We start from the raw sequence: 17,848 nt of genomic DNA, 5'->3' as shown, positions 1-17,848 counted from the left end.
TCCTGGAGATCTTTGGCCGGGTTTCCGTCCAGACCCTTGACCAGAACTTTGGCAAGCCATCCGGGGGTCAGCCACCCGAAAGAGGTGTCATTCTCCGTACCAAACGTGCATCCGCTCGATGACGCACCGCATTGGCGCCTAGGATTCCCTCTATCACCTCACCGGTCTCTTTCGACAGGAACCCCATGAGCGACACTTCCCCCTACGGCTTCGAGCTTGTGCGGCGTGGGTACGACCGCGCTCAGGTGGACGAACGCATCTCCAAGCTCGTCTCCGACCGTGACAGCGCTCTCGCCCGCATCACCGCTCTGGAAAAGCGCATCGAGGAACTCCACCTCGAGACCCAGAACGCCCAGGCACAGGTCAACGACGCGGAGCCGTCGTACGCCGGTCTCGGTGCCCGGGTCGAGAAGATCCTGCGTCTCGCCGAGGAAGAGGCGAAGGACCTGCGTGAGGAGGCCCGGCGGGCGGCCGAGCAGCACCGCGAGCTCGCCGAGTCGGCGGCCCAGCAGGTGCGCAACGACGCGGAATCGTACTCCGCGGAGCGCAAGTCCAAGGCCGAGGACGAGGGCGTCCGGATCGTCGAGAAGGCCAAGAGCGACGCCTCGCAGCTGCGTTCCGAGGCGCAGAAGGACGCGCAGTCCAAGCGCGAGGAGGCGGACGCCCTCTTCGAGGAGACCCGCGCCAAGGCCGCCCAGGCCGCCGCCGACTTCGAGACGAACCTCGCCAAGCGCCGCGAGCAGTCCGAGCGCGACCTGGCCTCCCGTCAGGCCAAGGCCGAGAAGCGCCTCGCGGAGATCGAGCACCGCGCGGAGCAGCTGCGTCTGGAGGCGGAGAAGCTGCGCACGGACGCCGAGCGCCGCGCCCGCCAGACCGTCGAGACGGCGCAGCGTCAGGCCGAGGACATCGTGGCCGACGCGAACGCCAAGGCGGACCGGATCCGTTCGGAATCGGAGCGCGAGCTCGCGGCCCTCACCAACCGCCGCGACTCCATCAACGCGCAGCTGACCAACGTGCGCGAGATGCTGGCGACGCTCACGGGCGCCGCGGTGGCCGCCGCCGGTACGCCGGCCGAGGAAGAGCCCGCCTCCCGCGGGGTGCCGGCCCAGCAGTCCCGCTGACGCGAGCCGTACGCCGGCCGGACAGGCACAGGGCGCCGGACGAGTACGGAGCACCGGACGACGAGTACGGAGCCCCGGACGAGTACGGAGCAAGGGCGAAGCCTTCTGTCACTGGGGTGGCAGAGGGCTTCGTCCCGTTTTAGCGTGGTCGCCATGATCGAGCTCGAGGGGCTGACCAAGCGGTACGGCGAGAAGGTGGCGGTCAACAATCTCTCCTTCACCGTCAGACCCGGCATCATCACGGGCTTCCTCGGACCCAACGGCGCGGGCAAGTCGACCACCATGCGGATGGTGCTGGGCCTGGACCGGCCCACCGCCGGGGACGTCCGTATCGACGGCAAGCGCTACGACCAGCTCAGGGACCCGCTGACCTACATCGGCGCCCTGCTGGAGGCGAAGGCATGGCACGGCGGGCGCAGCGCCTACAACCACCTGCTGTGCCTCGCGCAGAGCAACGGCATTCCGGCGAACCGAGTCCGTGAGGTGCTGGACACGGTCGGACTCACGGCGGTCGCCCGGAAGAAGACCAAGGGCTTCTCCCTCGGCATGGGCCAGCGGCTCGGCATCGCCGGCGCGCTCCTCGGCGACCCGCGGATCCTGATGTTCGACGAGCCGGTCAACGGCCTCGACCCCGAGGGCATCCACTGGATCCGCAACCTGATGAAGACACTGGCCTCCCAGGGCCGTACGGTCTTCGTCTCCTCCCACCTGATGAGCGAGATGGCACTGACGGCGGACCACCTGGTGGTCATCGGCCAGGGCAGGCTGCTGGCGGACACCTCGATGGCCGACTTCATCGCGGAGAACTCGCGCAGTTACGTCCGGATCCGCACCCCGCAGCGCGAGCGGCTGCTCGACGTACTGCACGGCGAGGGCATCACGGTCGTCGAGGCCGGCGCCGAGGTCCTCGAGGTGGACGGCGACTGGTCCGCGGCGATCGGGGAGCTGGCGGCACGGCAGCAGATCGTGCTGCACGAGCTGAGCCCGCAGCGGGCCTCGCTGGAGGAGGCTTTCATGCAGCTGACCGCGGAGTCCGTCGAGTACCACGCGCACGACGGGCAGCCGCCCGGCGCGGTGCCCCCGCCGCAGCAGCAACAGCAACAGCAACAGCAGTGGGGCAGCGACTGGAGGAAGGGATGAGCATGGCGGCGGCACAGGTCGTCCGGTCCGAGTGGACCAAGATCCGGTCGGTCGCGTCCACCGTGTGGACGCTGGGCCTCGCCGTGGTCGTCACCATCGCGCTCGGCATGCTGATCTCGGCGCTGTCGAAGAGCGAGTTCGACAACCTGAGCGAGCAGAACCAGCTCTCCTTCGACCCGACCTTCATCAGCTTCGCCGGGACGAGCCTCGGCCAGCTGGCGATGATCGTCTTCGGGGTACTGGTCGTGGGGAACGAGTACAGCTCTGGCATGATCCGCACCTCGCTGGCCGCCGTGCCGCAACGCGGCACCTTCCTGTTCAGCAAGATCGCGGTGGCCACGGTGCTCGCCCTCGTCGTGAGTATGGTCACCAGTTTCGCCACCTTCTTCCTCGGGCAGGCGATGCTCGGCGACCTCAAGGCGTCGATCGGCGATCCGGGCGTGCTGCGCGCGGTCATCGGCGGTGGCCTGTACATGACCCTGATCGCGATGTTCTCGATGGGCGTCGCCGCGATGCTGCGCTCACCGATGCTGTCGCTGGGCATCCTGATGCCGTTCTTCTTCCTCATCTCCAACATCCTGGGCAACGTCCCGGCGACGGAGAAGGTCGGCCGGTTCCTGCCCGACCAGGCCGGCAGCAAGATCATGCAGGTGGTCGCGCCGATCGACGACGACGTCCCGTACGGTCCCTGGGGCGGTCTCGGGATCATGGCCGTGTGGGTGATCGCGGCACTCGTCGGCGGGTACGTTGTCCTGAAGAAGCGGGACGCCTGAGGACCGGGCGGACGCTGGACGGGTACCGTTCAGGCCCAGATTTTGCCTGGCTTTGAACGGAACCGTCAGCGCCTCGTTATCCTCCTAACCCTTACGGGGGCGTGTGCCCTGCTGTCCCTGAACCTTTCGATGGGTGCGGAGCATGATCGAGGCTGTCGGCCTGACCAAGCGCTACGGCGACAAGACCGCTGTGTACAACCTGTCCTTCCAGGTGCGGCCCGGCGCCGTCACCGGCTTCCTGGGGCCCAACGGCTCGGGCAAGTCGACGACGATGCGCATGATCCTCGGCCTGGACAACCCGACCTCCGGGCATGTGACGATCAGCGGCCACCCGTACCGCAAGCTGCCCAACGCCGCCCGCCAGGTCGGGGCGCTGCTCGACGCCAAGGCGGTGCACGGCGGCCGGGCCGCCCGCAACCACCTGCTGAGCCTGGCCCAGCTCTCGGGCATCCCGGCCCGGCGCGTGGACGAGGTGCTCGGCGTGGTCGGCCTCCAGGAGGTCGCCAGACGGCGCTCCAAGGGCTTCTCCCTCGGCATGGGCCAGCGGCTCGGCATCGCCGCGGCACTGCTCGGCGACCCCCAGGTGCTGCTGTTCGACGAGCCGGTCAACGGCCTGGACCCCGAGGGCATCCACTGGGTCCGCAACCTGATGAAGGCGCTCGCCGCCGAGGGCCGTACCGTCTTCGTCTCCTCGCACCTGATGAGCGAGATGGCGCTGACCGCCGACCACCTGATCGTCATCGGACGCGGCCAGCTGCTCTCCGACATGAGCGTGAAGGACTTCATCTCGGCCAACTCCGCCGACTTCGCGCGCGTGCGGACGCCGGACAGCGAGCCGCAGCTGCGCGAGAAGCTGACGTCCGCGCTGACCGAGGCCGGCGGGCACGTCATGTCCGAGCAGGACGGCGCGCTGCGGGTGGCCGGGCTGGCACTCCCCCGGATCAGTGACATCGCGCACGGCAGTGACGTACGGCTGTGGGAGCTGTCGCCGCACCAGGCCTCGCTGGAGGAGGCGTACATGCGGATGACCCAGGGCGCCGTCGACTACCGCTCGACCGCCGACCAGAAGGCCGGGCTCCAGCAGCCGCTGCCGCCCGGCGCGCAGCCGCCGATGCCGGTGCCCGGACAGGGCCAGCCGGGCTGGTACGCCCCGCCACCGCCCCAGCAGGGCTCCCAGCCCTTCCCGCCGCCCCAGGGCGCGCCGGGCCAGGCCCCGGCGGGCCCGTACGGCGCCCCGGCGGCGCCCGGCGCGGCACCGGGCGGTCCGCCCGCCAACCCCTACGCGGCGCAGACCCCGCAGACCCCGCAGGCCCCGCAACCGCAGCAGGCGCCCGCCCCGGTCACCGCGCCGCCCGGCGCCGCTCCCTCTCCCACGCCTCCGCCCCCGCCCTCCGCCGCGCCCGTCACCGACCCGACCAAGTCCGAGGACGCCCGATGAGCACGCCCCAGCCCCCGACGCAGCAGGCCGCACCCGACTGGCAGGCGGCGCCCGGGTCTCCGTACCCCACCTACACGTCGCCGATCCCGGTGGTGCGCACGCACCTCGGGCACGCGCTCGCCTCCGAGTGGACGAAGATCAAGTCGGTCCGCTCGACGATGTGGACGCTGGGCGTGTTCGTCCTGCTGGTCGTCGGGGTCGGACTGCTGACCGGCCTGGTGGTGGCGAGCACCTCGTCCGACCTCACCGGCGCGAACTCCCTGGAGCTGGGTTTCTTCGGGCTGCTCCTCGGCAGCATCTGCGTCATCACCCTCGGTGTGATGACCACCGCCTCGGAGTACGGCACCGGCATGGTGCGGACCACGATGACCGCCTGCCCGAGCCGCGGCCGGGTCCTCGCGGCGAAGGCGATCGTGTTCTTCCTGGTGGCCTTCGTCGTGACGCTGGTGTGCACGGCGCTCGTCGCCCTCATGCACACGGCGCTCCTGGAGGGCAACGGGGTCGACGAGCCCACCGGCGGCGAGTGGCTGAAGGCCACGTTCGGTGTCTCGTTCTACATCGCGCTGCTCGGACTGCTGTCGCTCGCCATCGGCTCGATCATCCGGCACTCCGCGGGCGCCATCACGATCATGATCGGGACGCTGCTCGCCCCGCTGGTGATCGCGCTGTTCATGTTCATCGAGTCGCTCAGGGACGTGCAGCAGGCGCTGTTCGAGTACTCGATCCCCAACCAGATGAGCATCTTCTACGCCAACTCGCTCAGCGACTCCGGCCCGTCCGGCTGGGACCCGCTGTGGATCATGCTCGGCGTGACGGCCGTCGCGTACGCCGGCGCGTACGCGCTGCTGGAGAGGCGGGACGTGTAGGCGCGGAACGCCCACGAACGCGACGTTCGGGAGCGCCATGGGCAGAAGCGTTCAGAACCTCGGCGCGTTACGGGACCGCTGCACCCGCGTGGTGCGGCGGTCCTTCGCGTTCCAGCAGGACTTGTGCCAGTGCCGGCGGTCGTCGACCCCCGAGTGCGCCGGCCAGGCCACCACGTGCGGGACACCGCCCGGGATGAGCTGGTCGCAGCCCGGGCAGCGGTACGACTTGCCCTGGGCGCTCGCGCCCGCCACATGCCGTACGCTCCAGTCCTCGCCCTGCCAGCTCTCCGACGACTGCCAGCCGCCGTAGCGGCCGGAGCCGTCGTCCTCGGCGCTCCGGCCGGGCGAACCGGCTTCCTTGGGTCGGTTGCGACGCGGGGACACGGGACACCTCACGGAGCTGTACAGGGAATGCGGGCGGCGTCCAGCCTACGCGGCACGGACAGGAATACGCGTACGTCGACGACCACCCCGACTCCCCCGCGGAGCTCTCGCGGAAGCCGTCGCGGCCCCTTCACGACAGCCGGTACGGCACCGCCACAACGGCTGATTCTGTAGACAATCCGCAAATCCCTCCGCCCGGCCGTGTCCTCGGCACGTGTCAGACGGTTATGCCCTGTGGGGGAGCTCCGTGTCGGGGCCGAGGAAGCAGGAAAAAGGCAATGCGCGTAGGAAGTTTCGTGTTGGGCGCCCAGTTCCCGGGCCAGGGCCAGGGGGAGGCGTTGCACCGCGCGGTCCGCTCGGCCGAGGTGGCCGAGGAGGCCGGGCTCGACACGGTCTGGCTGGCCGAGCACCACTTCGTGCCGTACGGCACGTGCCCGTCGGCCGTCACGCTGGCCGCGCTGCTGCTGGGCCGCACCCGTCGTATCCGGGTCGGCACCGCGGTCAGCGTACTGCCCACCGCCCACCCCGTGGCGCTCGGCGAGCAGGCCGCGCTGCTGCACGTCACCAGCGGCGGCCGGTTCTCGCTGGGCGTGGGACGGGGCGGCCCGTGGGTGGACCTGGAAGTGTTCGGCGCGGGCCTGGAGGCCTACGAGAAGGGCTTTCCGGAGTCACTCGATCTGCTGGTCCGCTGGCTGCGCGACCCGGCCGTCGGCACCTCGGGCGAGCGCTACAGGTTCCGTGAGGTGCCCGTCGTCCCGCGCCCCTCCGAGTCCCTGACGGAGGGCACGGGTCCGGAGGTCGTCGTCGCCTGCACCTCTCCGGCCAGCGTGCGCACGGCGGCCGAGCGGGGGCTGCCGATGCTGCTCGGGATGCACGTCGGGGACGAGGAGAAGGCCGAGATGGTGGCCCTGTGGCGCAGGCACGCCCGTGCGGCCCGGCGGCCGGCGGCGGAGATCGACCGCGCGGCCCATGTGTCGGCCGGCGTCTGCCAGATCGCGGACCGCCGCACGGACGCGGCGGAGACCCTGCTCAAAGCCATGCCGGGCTGGCTCCGGCAAGGGCTCGACGCCCATGTCACGGTGGACGACCGCGCCCGGCAGATGCGCGACCCCTACGCCTACACCGAACTGCTCTGCCAACTGCACCCGGTGGGCCCGCCCCGGCTGTGCGCGGACCGGCTCGCGGCGACCGGCGAGCGGACCGGCATCAACCGCTTCGCCCTGCTCGTCGAGGGGTCCGGAGATCTCGCGGCGACCGAGGAGAACGTACGGCGGCTCGGGAACGAAGTACTCCCCCAGCTCCGCTGAGAAGGTGCGCGGGGAGCTTGCCGCCCCGGTACGAACTGCACCTCCCTCGTACGGAACGGCAAGCGGACGACCGTCGCTTCAGCAGTCGCGGAACTCGGGCGACTGGTTGAGTACCTGGCTGCGTACCGAGGTGAAACGGCTCAGCTTCTCGTCGACGGAGGAGTCCAACGGGAACACCGCCACCCGGTGGCAGTTCTGGAAGGCCAGCCGCACTCCGAAGTGCCGCTGCAGTGCACCGCGTATGGCGTCACTCGCGAGCGCGCGCAGCAGCTGACCGCGCGCCTGCTCGTCCGGCGGGGGCGTCTGGTTGTCGGCGAACGCACCGCCGTCGACCTTCAGCTGTGCCACCAGGGCGCTGACCATCTCCCATGCGTAGGGCAGGGAGGTCCGGACGCAGTCGACGAAGGCTGCTTCGTCGACCTCGCCTCGCTCGGCCTGTTCGAGTAGGGCCGGTGAGACGTCGAGCGACATGGGTTCTCCTCTCGCACCCCCGACTGGCAGGGGTTGCCGGACAGTTAGGGGAGTGCGCGACATTGAACACGCTGCGTACATACCTCGCGACCTCCCGTTCAATACCGTAAGCAACCGATCGTGACCGCACCAGGAGAATGCCTATATGCGCCCCCTCCTGTAGGCAGACAATCGGCCAGTGTGCAAGGTGGGGCCAATGGGAGAAGTGGGGCAGCGTGCGGGGTCGTCCCGGCACGGGCGAATCGCGTCGGGCCGGGCGCGTCGAGTAGCGTTGCCGACCATGCGTCTCGTCATTGCCCGCTGCTCCGTCGACTACGCCGGACGGCTCACCGCACACCTGCCCTCGGCTCCCCGGCTGATCCTGGTCAAGGCGGACGGCAGCGTCTCGATCCACGCCGACGACCGGGCCTACAAGCCCCTCAACTGGATGTCGCCGCCCTGCGCCCTGAAGGAGGGCACGGGCGAGGAGGAGGGCGTCTGGACCGTCGTCAACAAGGCGGGCGAGAAGCTCATCATCACGATGGAGGAGATCCTCCACGACTCCTCGCACGAACTGGGCGTCGATCCCGGCCTGATCAAGGACGGCGTGGAAGCGCACCTCCAGGAGCTGCTCGCCGACCGTATCGAGACGCTGGGCGAGGGCTACACCCTCATCCGCCGCGAGTACATGACCGCCATCGGCCCCGTCGACATCCTGTGCCGGGACGCCGAGGGCCGGACCGTCGCGGTCGAGATCAAGCGGCGCGGCGAGATCGACGGCGTGGAGCAGCTCACACGCTACCTGGAGCTGCTGAACCGCGACCCCCATCTCGCCCCGGTGCGCGGCGTCTTCGCCGCCCAGGAGATCAAGCCGCAGGCCCGCGTCCTCGCCACGGACCGCGGCATCGGCTGCCAGGTACTGGACTACAACGCCATGCGCGGCATCGAGGACGACAAGCTGCGGTTGTTCTGAGCGGGAGCCTCGTCGCGTCACATCACGTGCGAAAGGGCCGGGTCCGTGTGACGGACCCGGCCCTTCTGCGCTGTTCCTCGCCGTCCCGGAGAGCGGTCAGATGATCCGGCCTGCCGCTGGTCCGGTCCCGCTCGGCGTCCCCGTACCCGTCCCGGTGCTCGCGGTGCCGCTCTGCGAGGCCGTCCCGGCGGGTGAGCCGACGGTGGTGGACGGTGCGACGGGGCCGCTGGCGCTGTTGGACGTCTCCGGGGTCGACGGATCGGGCGGCTGTGTGTCGGTGGGACTGGGATCGGGCTCACCGGACGACGTGCTGGGCTCGGGATCCGGCTCGGTGTCGGTGGGCTTCGGCGAGGTCGAGTCCGGCGGCGGCTCGTCGGACGTGGGCGGCTTGGACGGCGAGTCGGGGTCGTCCGGCTCGTCCGAGTCGCTCGGGTCCGACGAGTCAGGGTCCTCGGGCTCGCCCGAGTCGCCCGAGTCGCTCGGGTCGCTCGCGTCGTCCGACGGCGACGCCGAATCCGTCGGCGTCGGGTCGTCCGACGTCCCGAGAGTGCCGTCCGGGCCGGGGTCGGTCGGCCTGCCGGTCGCCCCGGCGGTGTCGCCCGAGCCCTCACCGTCGTCCTTCGGCCGGTCCGCGCCGAGGCTGCCGTCGTCCACTCCCTGACTGGCCGACGGGTTGACGCCGACCTGGTCGGAGGGGTCTTTGGCGTCGTTCTCCGACGTGGCGCCGAGGGTCACCACCGTGCCGAGTACGGCGACGAGCAGCGCGCCCGCTCCGGTGGCCACCAGGTTGCGCCGCGCGAAGCCCTTGATGTTCACGCCCGCCTTGCGGGACGGCCCGGTGGCCGGGTCCCGCCTGGTGACCAGGGTCGGGGACTGCGGAGGCGGCTGGAGCGGCGGGAAGGGCGCGGGTACGCCCCCGGGCGGCGACGCCGACTCCTCGTTCCGGGCGTCGGGCACCTCCTCCCCCGCCCTCGGACCGAAGCCGACGGCGCCGAATCCGGCGGCGGCCCCCGCTCCGCCGAACGCGGCCGCGCCGGTACCGAGGCCGGGCGTGTCCCCGGTCCGGTCGGCGACCAGCGCGAGGGCACGGCGGCCCGCGACGGCGCCGCGCTTGTCGGACAGGGCGCCGCGCAGCCCGATGGAGGCCTCCAGCTCGGCGCGGGCCCGGTCGAGCTGTCCCTCGCACAGCGCGAGGACGCCGAGTTCGTGGTGGAAGTAGGCCTGCTCGGCGACGTCACCGGCGAGCCGGGAGGCCTCGGTGCCGGAGCGCAGCGCCCGTTCCCAGGCGCTCCAGTGCAGCCCGGCGGCGAACGCCGGCGCCGCGGTCCGGGCCAGCTGGACGGCGGGGCAGTCCTCGTCGTCCGCGGGCGGGGCCGTGGCCGGCGTCAGCACGGCCAGGGCGGCCAGCACGGCGTCGGCCTCGGCGCAGACCCGCTCCGGGGTGACCGAGGGGTGCCCGGCCCACCAGGCGTAGTGCTGGGCGGCGGCCAGCGCGCGTTCCCGTACGTCGTCGGCGTATCCGGCGCCCTCCAGCTGGTTGAGCACCCCGGCGGCGAGCCGGTAGCGGGAGCCGACCGGCGAGAGGAGTCCGCAGTCGGTCAGCTCGCCGAGGGCGGCGTCCGCGTGGGTGTCGCCGATCAGGGCGGGCAGATGCGCCTGGTGCGGCACCTCGCCGCCGAGCGCGACGGCGAACTCCAGGGTGGCGCGCGCGGAGGCGCTCAGCCGGGAGGCGAGCAGCGGCGCGGGTGCGGCGGCCTCCCCGAGGGACGGCAGGGGCACCTCGTCGGCCTCGGCGGCGTCGTAGGGCGTGCCGTCGGCCGGGAGGGCGTCGGCGAAGACGCCGAACTCGTCGACGGCGTCTTCGCCGGCCCGCTGCCGGTCGCGCCGGCGCAGCAGGGCGCCGGCCTGGACGAAGCGCAGCGGCAGGCCCTCGGACTCGAACCAGAGGTCACCGGCCCAGTTGGCCTCCTCGTCGGTGAGGGTCCGGCCGGCGGCGCGCTCGAGCAGCTCCACGCCGTCCGAGCGGTCCAGTCCGGTGAGGAAGACCTCCTCGACGGCCGAGTCGGCCGAGGGCGCGGGCACGTCCGGGGTCGCGCCGATCAGGAAGGCGCACTCGGGGGTGGCGTCCAGCAGCTCGTCGAGAGCGGCGCCGCCGAACTCGACGTCGTCCAGGACGACGACCGCGCCGACCTCCCGGAGCCGGGCGAGCAGTTCGTCGCGCTCCGGGCGGTGCAGGGGCGCGCGGTGGACGGCGTAGAAGAGGTCGTGGAGCAGGTCGCCCGCCGTGCGGTGGAAGCCGCTGAGCCGGACGACTCCGTCGGGTGCGAGGCCCGCGCAGTCCTCGGCGACGACGTCGAGGAGGCTGCTGCGGCCGGAGCCGGCGGGGCCGGTGAGGCGGACGGAACGGCCGCGGGCGAGCAGCCGCACCAGGCGTTCGCGCTCGTCCTCGCGGGCCAGCAGGCCCAGCACGGTCCGGACCGGTCCCGGGGGGACGGGCGGCCGCGCGACGCGCTCCGCCTCGGCCCGCTCGGCCGCGGTGAGCTTCTCGGGACGGGCGGGCCGCTCCGTGGGCGGGCAGACCTCGATCTCGCTGCCGTCGACGGGGTTGACGGTGAGCAGGAAGTCGCCGGACACGAGCTGCACCGTGCGGGCGAGCGCGGGTGAGTGCTGTCCGAAGTCGGATGTGAGGGGGTCCCTGGGCGGGCGTGGGCGCGGCGCCTGGTGGTCGCCGTCTTGGCCGTGCTCCTCGGGTCCCCGGTTGTTCGGGTCCATAGGTTCAAGCCCCCCAAAAGCGTCGTGTGCGGGCCCGGGTCGGGACCACCCCTCCCGGCCTTGCCGCACACCGCGCTGTCGCTTCTGGTCCGGGCCCGCCGGTGGGTCACGAAATGGCGGGCAGCCAGACCCTAAACCTTCGCTCAGTATCCCCGACAGTCCGGGGTGGCGACCCGTCCAAGACGTCACAGTCTCGTGAGGATTGCGTGTGTCGGGTGATTGTCGGGCGGTTCGCCGAGTGGTGTCCGGGCCTCCCCGGCCCACCGGGCCACACCGGCCCGTGGCGTCACACCCCGGCGCGTGAGCGCGTGAACGCCCGGGCGTCACACCCTGGGCAGGGTCTCCACGCCGATGCCGCCCTCGATGGCCAGGATCCGGTGCAGCCGGGTGGCCACCAGAAGGCGCTGCATCTGCGGCGGTACGCCGCGCAGCACCAGCCGCCGGCCACAGCGGCCGGCCCGCCGGTGGGCCCCCATGATCACGCCGAGTCCGGTGGCGTCCCAGGAGTCCAGTTCGGTCAGGTCCAGCACCAGGTCGCCGACTCCGTCGTCGACGGCCGAGTGCAGGACCGTACGGGCGTCCGCCGCGCTGCGGACGTCGAGGCGGCCCCCGACGACCAGCTCGACGTGGTCGCCCCTGATGTGCATATGCGCTCCCCGGCGTGCGTCTTTGTCGTCTCTTCGTCTTCGTGGTGATTCTTCGTGATGCTTCGTGTGGTCTCTCGGCGATATCAGGTGTTGCAACCTCTGACTGGCCGAAACGATCGGAGGTTGCTACCTGTAAGCGAACCGATACCGAATTCACCCCGGCGTGTGACGTTCGCCGGGGCTGACGCGACCTCAGTGCTTGTAGAAGCCCTGCCCGCTCTTGCGGCCGATGTCACCGGCGTCCACCATCCGGCGCATCAGCTCCGGCGGGGCGAACTTCTCGTCCTGGGACTCGGTGTAGATGTTCCCCGTGGCGTGCAGCAGGATGTCGACGCCCGTCAGGTCGGCGGTGGCCAGCGGTCCCATGGCGTGGCCGAAGCCCAACTTGCAGGCGAGGTCGATGTCCTCGGCGGTGGCGACGCCCGACTCGTACAGCTTCGCGGCCTCGACGACGAGGGCGGAGATGAGGCGGGTGGTCACGAAGCCGGCGACGTCGCGGTTGACGACGATGCAGGTCTTGCCGGTGGACTCGGCGAACTCCCGTGCGGCGGCGAGCGTTTCGTCGCTGGTCTTGTAGCCGCGCACCAGCTCGCACAGCCGCATCATCGGAACGGGCGAGAAGAAGTGTGCGCCGACGACCCGCTCCGGACGCTCGGTCACGGCCGCGATCTTGGTGATCGGGATGGCGGAGGTGTTGGACGCGAGGATCGCCTCGTCCTTCACGAGCTTGTCGAGCGCGCGGAAGATCTCGTGCTTGACTTCCAGCTTCTCGAAGACGGCCTCGACGACGACGTCCGCGTCGGCGACGGCGTCCAGGTCGGTGGTGGCGGTGATGCGCGCGAGGGCGGCCTCGGCGTCGTCGGCCGCGAGCCTGCCCTTCGCCACGAACTTGTCGTACGAGGCCCGGATGCCGTCGGTGCCACGGCGGAGCGCCTCGTCGGTGACGTCGCGCAGGACGACGTCCCAGCCCGCCTGGGCTGAGACCTGGGCGATTCCGGATCCCATGAGACCGGCTCCGATGACGGCGAGCTTCCGTGCCACTGTGCGACTCCCCTGATGCAGGCTTTCCTCGAGGGCCTGCCCGGCCCTGTCTTCTCGGCCGGAGATTATCGGGACCGAGGGGCTGTGTGACCGGTTAGTAACGCGCGTCACGTCTCAAATGACGGACATCACACCCACGTGTGCCATCCGGGCGTCACCCCGCGCCCCGTACGGCGTAGTTGAGCACCTTCTCGTTCAACAGCTCCTCCATCTCGCCCAGCAGCAGGAGCACGTCCCGGGAGACCTCCGAGGGCTTTCCGCCGGCGACCATGCGCTGTCCGATGGCCGCGAGGGCCGTGCCGTGCAGCCAGTTGATCTGACCGGCGATCAGGGCGGCCGTCATGCCGTCCTCCGCACCGCCCGTCTCCTCGCGCAGGGTCTGCTCCAGGTCGGCGAGCACCTCCTGGCCGATCGCCCACATCCGTGAACGCAGGGCGGGCGACTCCTGGATGACCGTCATGAACTGTGCGTAGCCGTCCATCAGCCCCACACGGGGCGAGACGGTCTCGACCTCGACGACGCCCTTGGAGCGGTCGAGGAACAGGTCCTCCTTGGCCGGAAAGTAGTTGTACACGTTGACATCCTCCCCCTCTCAGAAGAGGGGGATTCCAACCCGGGTAGGTTGTGGTTCACGGGCACTCGAGCGGCTGGTGGCCGCTGTCACCCCTCCGGCACCGGCTGCACGCCGGGGGCGGGGAATCACCCCCTGTCCTGCCGCGACATTGTGTGCTGCGTTCTCATCGGCGTTGCAGGTGAATCCGCAGGAGACACAGGCGAAGTCGGCTTGGCTCTTGCGCGAGTCCTTCTCGATCCATCCGCAGGCACTGCACCGCAGCGATGTGTACGGGGCTGGCACGTCTTCGCCCCGGCCGGGAACCTTCTCGCCTGTGCGTCGGCGCAGCAAACCGCAGCCCTGGGCGAGGATCGCCCGGTTCAGCCCCGCCTTCTGCCCGACCTGCTTGCCTGGCTGCTCGGCCGTCCCTCTCGCGGAGGCGGTCATGGTCTTGACGTTCAGCTTCTCGAACCGGATCAGACCGTAGGTGCGGGCAAGCATGGTCGAGGTCTTCTCGCACCAGTCCTTGCGCCGGTTCGCCTCACGGGCCTTGAGCCCGGCAACCTTCTCGTACTCGGCCCTCTTGCGTTCGCTGCCCTTGGGAGCGCGGGTCGCGCGCCGCTGGTGCTTGCGAATCCGTGCCCGCTCCCGAGTGGTGAGCTGCGGACAGTTCAGCTTCTGCCCGTCCGACAGAGCGGCGGTGATCTTCACGCCCCGGTCGATGCCCATGACCTCACCGATTCCCGGGGCCTCGATCGGGACAGGGATGACGGCGAACGCAATGTGCCACTGGCTGTTGCGGAAAGTGACTCGGAACGTCTTCGCCTGCGGCAAGCGCAGGAACGGGGGAAGGACCGGGCCCCTGCCCGGCTATCAGGCCGACGCGGTCCGGGACGCGTACGTCGGCAGCTACGCGACGGCGCACATGCTGTACGGCGTCCTGGTCGCCGTCGCCTTCACCGCGCTGGCCGTGACGGTGGGCACAGGTGTCTTCCGCACCGCCGGAGCCTAACTACGCTGGGCCCATGGTCAATCTGACGCGCATCTACACCCGGACCGGCGACCGGGGCACCACCGCCCTCGGTGACATGAGCCGGGTCCCCAAGACCGACCTCCGCATCTCCGCGTACGCCGACTCCAACGAGGCCAACGCGGTGATCGGCACGGCGATCGCCCTGGGCGGCCTGCACGAGGAGGTCGTCAAGGTCCTCGTCCGCGTCCAGAACGACCTGTTCGACGTGGGCGCCGACCTGTCCACGCCGGTGGTGGAGCAGCCCGAGTTCCCGCCCCTGCGGGTCGAGCAGTTCTACGTCGACAAGCTGGAGGCGGACTGCGACCGCTTCCTGGCCGAGGTGGAGAAGCTCCGCTCCTTCATTCTGCCCGGCGGCACGCCCGGCGCGGCCCTGCTGCACCAGGCGTGCACGGTGGTCCGGCGGGCCGAACGCTCGACGTGGGCGGCGCTGGAGGCCCACGGCGAGGCGATGAACCCGCTCACCGCGACCTATCTGAACCGCCTCTCCGACCTGCTCTTCATCCTGGCCCGCGTGGCCAACAAGGAGATCGGCGACGTGCTGTGGGTGCCGGGCGGGGAGCGCTAGCCGCGCTGCCGGCGCGCCGACCGGATCAGGCCCCACACGGTCTGCGCGCCGCCGACGCACATCATCACGATGCCGACCTTCGGCAGGTCGACGACGGGGACGTCCACGTCACCGGCGAACAGCCAGAGGGCGAGGCCGGCCACGAGGGTGGCCCCGCCCTCCCACAGGTTGCGCTCCGGCAGATACCTCACCAGCGCGCCCCCTCCTTCTCCGCCTGCCGCTCGGCCGTGACCTCCGGCGTCCCGGCCGGGTCCTTCTTCGGCCAGATCAGATAGCCGAGCGCCACCAGGCCGTGGATGGCGGCGACCCTGATGGCCACCCACTGGAAGGCCCGCAGGGACGACACGTCCCCGTCACCGACGTACCAGACCGCGCCCTGGAGCAACGCGCAGGCCACGGCCGCGCCCAGCAGCGTGCGCAGCCACAGCCGGGCCTCGTGCCGAGCCCGGGCCCTGCCGTACCGCGGGGGCTTCGGCGGCGGCGGGCCGCCGGCCAGGCGGTGGGCGGCGTGGCCGTCGAGCCAGCGGATCGTGTAGTGCCCGTACGCGACCGTGTAGCCGATGTACAGCGCCGCCAGGCCGTGCTCCCAGCCCGGCTCGGCGCCGTTCCTCAGGTCGATCGCCGTGACGGCGAACAGCACCAGTTCCAGGACGGGCTCGCACAGCAGCAGGAACACACTGGTGCGGCGCCACTTCAGCAGGTAACGGGCGGCCAGCCCGAGCGCCAGCAGCACCCAGAAGCCGACCTCGCAGGCGATGATCAACGCGACGACCATGACGTACTCCCCTCGTTCACCCTTCCAGGCTCCCGTGGGAATCCGCCGCGTTCGTCGTCGCCGGTGACGAACCTCCGGTACATCGAAAGATGCAGCGCCGGACCGTCCCCCGGGATCAGGCGAGCGGGACCGGGGCCGTGTTGGATGGTGGCATGGCCGTACGACTCCCCCGCCCGCACCTCTTCGACGTGTGCGCCGCGTCGGCGGGTCTGCTGGGCGGGCTGCTGCTGTGGGGCATCGGTCTGGGCGTACGGCCCGCCGACGACCCGATCGTGCCGTTCGACGGCCGCTGGCCGCTGCTGGTCCCGCTCACCGTCATGGCCGGCTGCGAGCTGCTGCGCCGCGCCGCGCCGCGCGCCGGGCTGCTGATCGGCACCGCCGCGCTGATCGCGGACACGCTCACGCAGGGCAGCCTGGTCACGCTGATCATGTACACCGACGTGATGTACGCCGCCGTCCTGTACGGTCCGCCCGCCTTCGCCCGCCGCATTCCGTGGATCACCGGGCTGCTCACCGTGGCCGCGACCGTGGTGCCGTTCGCCGTGTGGCGGGTGCCCGAGGTGCTGCTCATCGGGGTCGCCGTCGCCTTCGTGGCGTTCGCGCCCGCCTCGACGGGGCTGATCGTGCGCAGCCACCGCGAGACCGCCGACGCCGCCCTGCTGCGCGCCGAGCAGACCGCGCTGCTCGCGGAGATGGACCGGGTCCAGGCGGTGACGGCCGAACGGTCTCGGATGGCCCGCGAGTTGCACGACATGGTCGCCAACCACCTCTCCGCGATCGCCATCCACTCCACGGCCGCGCTCTCCCTGGACGATCCGGCCACCACCCGGCAGGCGCTCGGTGTGATCCGCGAGAACAGTGTCGAGGGGCTGGCCGAGATGCGACGGCTGATCGGCATCCTGCGGGACGACACCGGGGACCGGGAGCCGGCCGCCGCGCCCACCCTCGACGGCCTGGCCTCGCTGGTCGACGGCGCCCGCGCCAACGGGCTCGACGTCACCCTGGAGACGGTGTCCGGCGAGGGGCTGCCCGCGCCGGTCGAGCTGGCCGCGTACCGGATCGTGCAGGAGTCGCTCACCAACGCGCTCAAGCACGCCTCGCGGGGGACGGTACGGGTCGGGCTCACCCGGCGCGACGACGTCCTGTCCGTCCGGGTGAGCAGCCCGTACGGCGACCGCGACACCCCGCGCGCCCCCGGCTCGGGTGCCGGTCTGGTCGGCATGCGGGAGCGGACCGCGCTGCTGCACGGCACGTTCGAGGCCGGGCCGGTGGCGGACCCCGACTCGGCGGGCGGCAAGATCTGGTCGGTACGCGCCGCCCTGCCCCTGACCGAAGGAGACCCGACATGATCCGCGTCCTCGTCGCCGAGGACCAGTCCGCCGTCCGCGCGGGACTGGTGCTGATCCTGGGCAGCGCACCGGACATCGAGGTGGTCGGGGAGGCCGCGGACGGCGAGCAGGCGGTGGCACTGGCCCGGGAACTGCGGCCCGACCTGGTGCTGATGGACGTACAGATGCCCCGTATGGACGGGGTGTCGGCGACCCGGTTGGTGGTCGCCGAACAACTCGCCGACGTGCTGGTGCTGACCACCTTCGACTTGGACGAGTACGTGTTCGGGGCGCTGCGTGCGGGGGCCGCCGGCTTCCTGCTGAAGAACACGGAGGCGACGGACCTCCTCACGGCCGTGCGCACGGTGGCGGGCGGCGAGGGGATCGTCGCCCCGGCCGTCACCCGGCGTCTGATCACCGAGTTCGCCGCGAAGCCGGTACGGGAGCCGACCGCCGATCCGGCGGTGCTGGGGGGCCTGACCCGGCGCGAGCGGGAGGTCCTGTCCTGTCTCGGCGAGGGGCTGTCCAACGCGGCGATCGCCGCGCGGCTGGACATGGCCGAGGCCACGGTGAAGACGCACGTCAGCCGGCTGCTGGGAAAGCTGGAGCTGCGCAGCCGGGTGCAAGCCGCGGTGCTGGCCCAGGAGTTGGGCGTCTAGCACTCGCACCGGCTGCTGACGGC

At 71.2% G+C, this 17,848-nt stretch carries 18 protein-coding genes and 2 pseudogenes; 11 read left to right on the top strand and 9 right to left on the bottom strand.

The window, feature by feature from the left end:
• Window positions 1-185: 185 nt before the first annotated feature.
• The 5 genes from ABEA26_RS13800 to ABEA26_RS13780 all read left to right on the top strand — a co-directional run bounded on the left by ABEA26_RS13800 (window position 186) and on the right by ABEA26_RS13780 (window position 5,338).
• Entirely contained in the window at window positions 186-1,121 is a 936-nt protein-coding gene (locus ABEA26_RS13800; protein WP_345592361.1) for a coiled-coil domain-containing protein, read from the top strand.
• Window positions 1,122-1,274: 153 nt separating this feature from the next.
• The gene (locus tag ABEA26_RS13795) at window positions 1,275-2,261 is read left to right on the top strand and encodes an ABC transporter ATP-binding protein (RefSeq protein WP_345592359.1); all 987 of its coding nucleotides are present in this window, start codon (window positions 1,275-1,277) and stop codon (window positions 2,259-2,261) included.
• Window positions 2,258-3,034, top strand: coding sequence for an ABC transporter permease (locus ABEA26_RS13790; protein ID WP_345592357.1), 777 nt, complete (start codon window positions 2,258-2,260; stop codon window positions 3,032-3,034). The genes ABEA26_RS13795 and ABEA26_RS13790 overlap by 4 nt, the downstream gene beginning before the upstream one ends.
• Window positions 3,035-3,176: 142 nt before the next feature.
• Entirely contained in the window at window positions 3,177-4,472 is a 1,296-nt protein-coding gene (locus tag ABEA26_RS13785) for an ABC transporter ATP-binding protein (RefSeq protein ID WP_345592355.1), read from the top strand.
• Window positions 4,469-5,338: an ABC-2 transporter permease gene (locus tag ABEA26_RS13780; protein ID WP_345592353.1), complete on the top strand. Its 870-nt coding sequence runs from the start codon at window positions 4,469-4,471 to the stop codon at window positions 5,336-5,338. Before ABEA26_RS13785 ends, ABEA26_RS13780 begins: the two co-directional genes overlap by 4 nt.
• 51 nt (window positions 5,339-5,389) lie before the next feature.
• Here the strand turns inward: ABEA26_RS13780 and ABEA26_RS13775 are convergent, their stop codons facing one another.
• Complete coding sequence (locus ABEA26_RS13775) at window positions 5,390-5,722, bottom strand: ATP/GTP-binding protein (RefSeq protein ID WP_345592351.1); 333 nt, start codon at window positions 5,720-5,722, stop codon at window positions 5,390-5,392.
• Window positions 5,723-6,000: 278 nt separating this feature from the next.
• On the opposite strand from ABEA26_RS13775, the gene ABEA26_RS13770 reads away from it, so the two are divergent.
• The gene (locus ABEA26_RS13770) at window positions 6,001-7,029 is read left to right on the top strand and encodes an LLM class flavin-dependent oxidoreductase (protein ID WP_345592349.1); all 1,029 of its coding nucleotides are present in this window, start codon (window positions 6,001-6,003) and stop codon (window positions 7,027-7,029) included.
• A 78-nt stretch (window positions 7,030-7,107) separates the two neighbouring features.
• Here the strand turns inward: ABEA26_RS13770 and ABEA26_RS13765 are convergent, their stop codons facing one another.
• Window positions 7,108-7,500, bottom strand: coding sequence for an SCO5389 family protein (locus ABEA26_RS13765; protein WP_345592347.1), 393 nt, complete (start codon window positions 7,498-7,500; stop codon window positions 7,108-7,110).
• A gap of 280 nt (window positions 7,501-7,780) precedes the next feature.
• Here ABEA26_RS13765 and nucS point away from each other — a divergent pair, with 280 nt between their 5' ends.
• Entirely contained in the window at window positions 7,781-8,452 is a 672-nt protein-coding gene (gene nucS, locus ABEA26_RS13760) for an endonuclease NucS (protein WP_121749232.1), read from the top strand.
• Between the two features lie 96 nt (window positions 8,453-8,548).
• Here the strand turns inward: nucS and ABEA26_RS13755 are convergent, their stop codons facing one another.
• The 5 genes and pseudogenes from ABEA26_RS13755 to ABEA26_RS13735 form a co-directional block, all read right to left on the bottom strand.
• A complete protein-coding gene (locus ABEA26_RS13755) occupies window positions 8,549-11,224 on the bottom strand; it encodes an ATP-binding protein (RefSeq protein ID WP_345592341.1) in 2,676 nt (891 codons plus the stop codon).
• Between the two features lie 323 nt (window positions 11,225-11,547).
• The gene (locus tag ABEA26_RS13750) at window positions 11,548-11,871 is read right to left on the bottom strand and encodes an STAS domain-containing protein (RefSeq protein ID WP_279561763.1); all 324 of its coding nucleotides are present in this window, start codon (window positions 11,869-11,871) and stop codon (window positions 11,548-11,550) included.
• Window positions 11,872-12,063: 192 nt separating this feature from the next.
• The gene (locus ABEA26_RS13745; RefSeq protein WP_345592339.1) at window positions 12,064-12,912 is read right to left on the bottom strand and encodes a 3-hydroxyacyl-CoA dehydrogenase family protein; all 849 of its coding nucleotides are present in this window, start codon (window positions 12,910-12,912) and stop codon (window positions 12,064-12,066) included.
• 154 nt (window positions 12,913-13,066) lie between these two features.
• A pseudogene (locus ABEA26_RS13740) lies at window positions 13,067-13,486 on the bottom strand (TetR/AcrR family transcriptional regulator); the annotation flags it as partial.
• 18 nt (window positions 13,487-13,504) lie between these two features.
• Window positions 13,505-14,299 carry an RNA-guided endonuclease InsQ/TnpB family protein gene (locus ABEA26_RS13735; protein ID WP_345592338.1) on the bottom strand — a complete coding sequence of 265 codons (795 nt, stop codon included), beginning with the start codon at window positions 14,297-14,299 and terminating at the stop codon, window positions 13,505-13,507.
• A 37-nt stretch (window positions 14,300-14,336) separates the two neighbouring features.
• Between ABEA26_RS13735 and ABEA26_RS13730 the strand changes: the two are divergent.
• Both ABEA26_RS13730 and ABEA26_RS13725 read left to right on the top strand, forming a co-directional pair.
• Window positions 14,337-14,477 (top strand): annotated as a pseudogene (locus tag ABEA26_RS13730) (ABC transporter permease); the annotation flags it as partial.
• Between the two features lie 13 nt (window positions 14,478-14,490).
• Window positions 14,491-15,063, top strand: coding sequence for a cob(I)yrinic acid a,c-diamide adenosyltransferase (locus ABEA26_RS13725; protein WP_345592337.1), 573 nt, complete (start codon window positions 14,491-14,493; stop codon window positions 15,061-15,063).
• On the opposite strand, the gene ABEA26_RS13720 is transcribed toward ABEA26_RS13725, so the two are convergent.
• On the bottom strand, window positions 15,060-15,254 hold the full coding sequence (locus tag ABEA26_RS13720) for a DUF5708 family protein (protein ID WP_345592336.1): 195 nt from the start codon (window positions 15,252-15,254) through the stop codon (window positions 15,060-15,062). The genes ABEA26_RS13725 and ABEA26_RS13720 overlap by 4 nt on opposite strands.
• The gene (locus ABEA26_RS13715; protein WP_345592335.1) at window positions 15,251-15,838 is read right to left on the bottom strand and encodes a hypothetical protein; all 588 of its coding nucleotides are present in this window, start codon (window positions 15,836-15,838) and stop codon (window positions 15,251-15,253) included. The genes ABEA26_RS13720 and ABEA26_RS13715 overlap by 4 nt, the downstream gene beginning before the upstream one ends.
• Before the next feature lie 152 nt (window positions 15,839-15,990).
• Here ABEA26_RS13715 and ABEA26_RS13710 point away from each other — a divergent pair, with 152 nt between their 5' ends.
• Together ABEA26_RS13710 and ABEA26_RS13705 are read left to right on the top strand one after the other, a co-directional pair.
• Window positions 15,991-17,187 carry a sensor histidine kinase gene (locus tag ABEA26_RS13710; RefSeq protein ID WP_345592333.1) on the top strand — a complete coding sequence of 399 codons (1,197 nt, stop codon included), beginning with the start codon at window positions 15,991-15,993 and terminating at the stop codon, window positions 17,185-17,187.
• Window positions 17,184-17,825, top strand: coding sequence for a response regulator (locus ABEA26_RS13705; RefSeq protein ID WP_345592331.1), 642 nt, complete (start codon window positions 17,184-17,186; stop codon window positions 17,823-17,825). The genes ABEA26_RS13710 and ABEA26_RS13705 overlap by 4 nt, the downstream gene beginning before the upstream one ends.
• Window positions 17,826-17,848: the final 23 nt, after the last annotated feature.

It is taken from the genome of Streptomyces marokkonensis, assembly GCF_039539045.1.
Classification (GTDB): domain Bacteria; phylum Actinomycetota; class Actinomycetes; order Streptomycetales; family Streptomycetaceae; genus Streptomyces; species Streptomyces marokkonensis.
The sequence above is the reverse complement of the archived record's forward strand: the minus strand, read 5'-3'. Positions and strand labels throughout refer to the sequence as shown.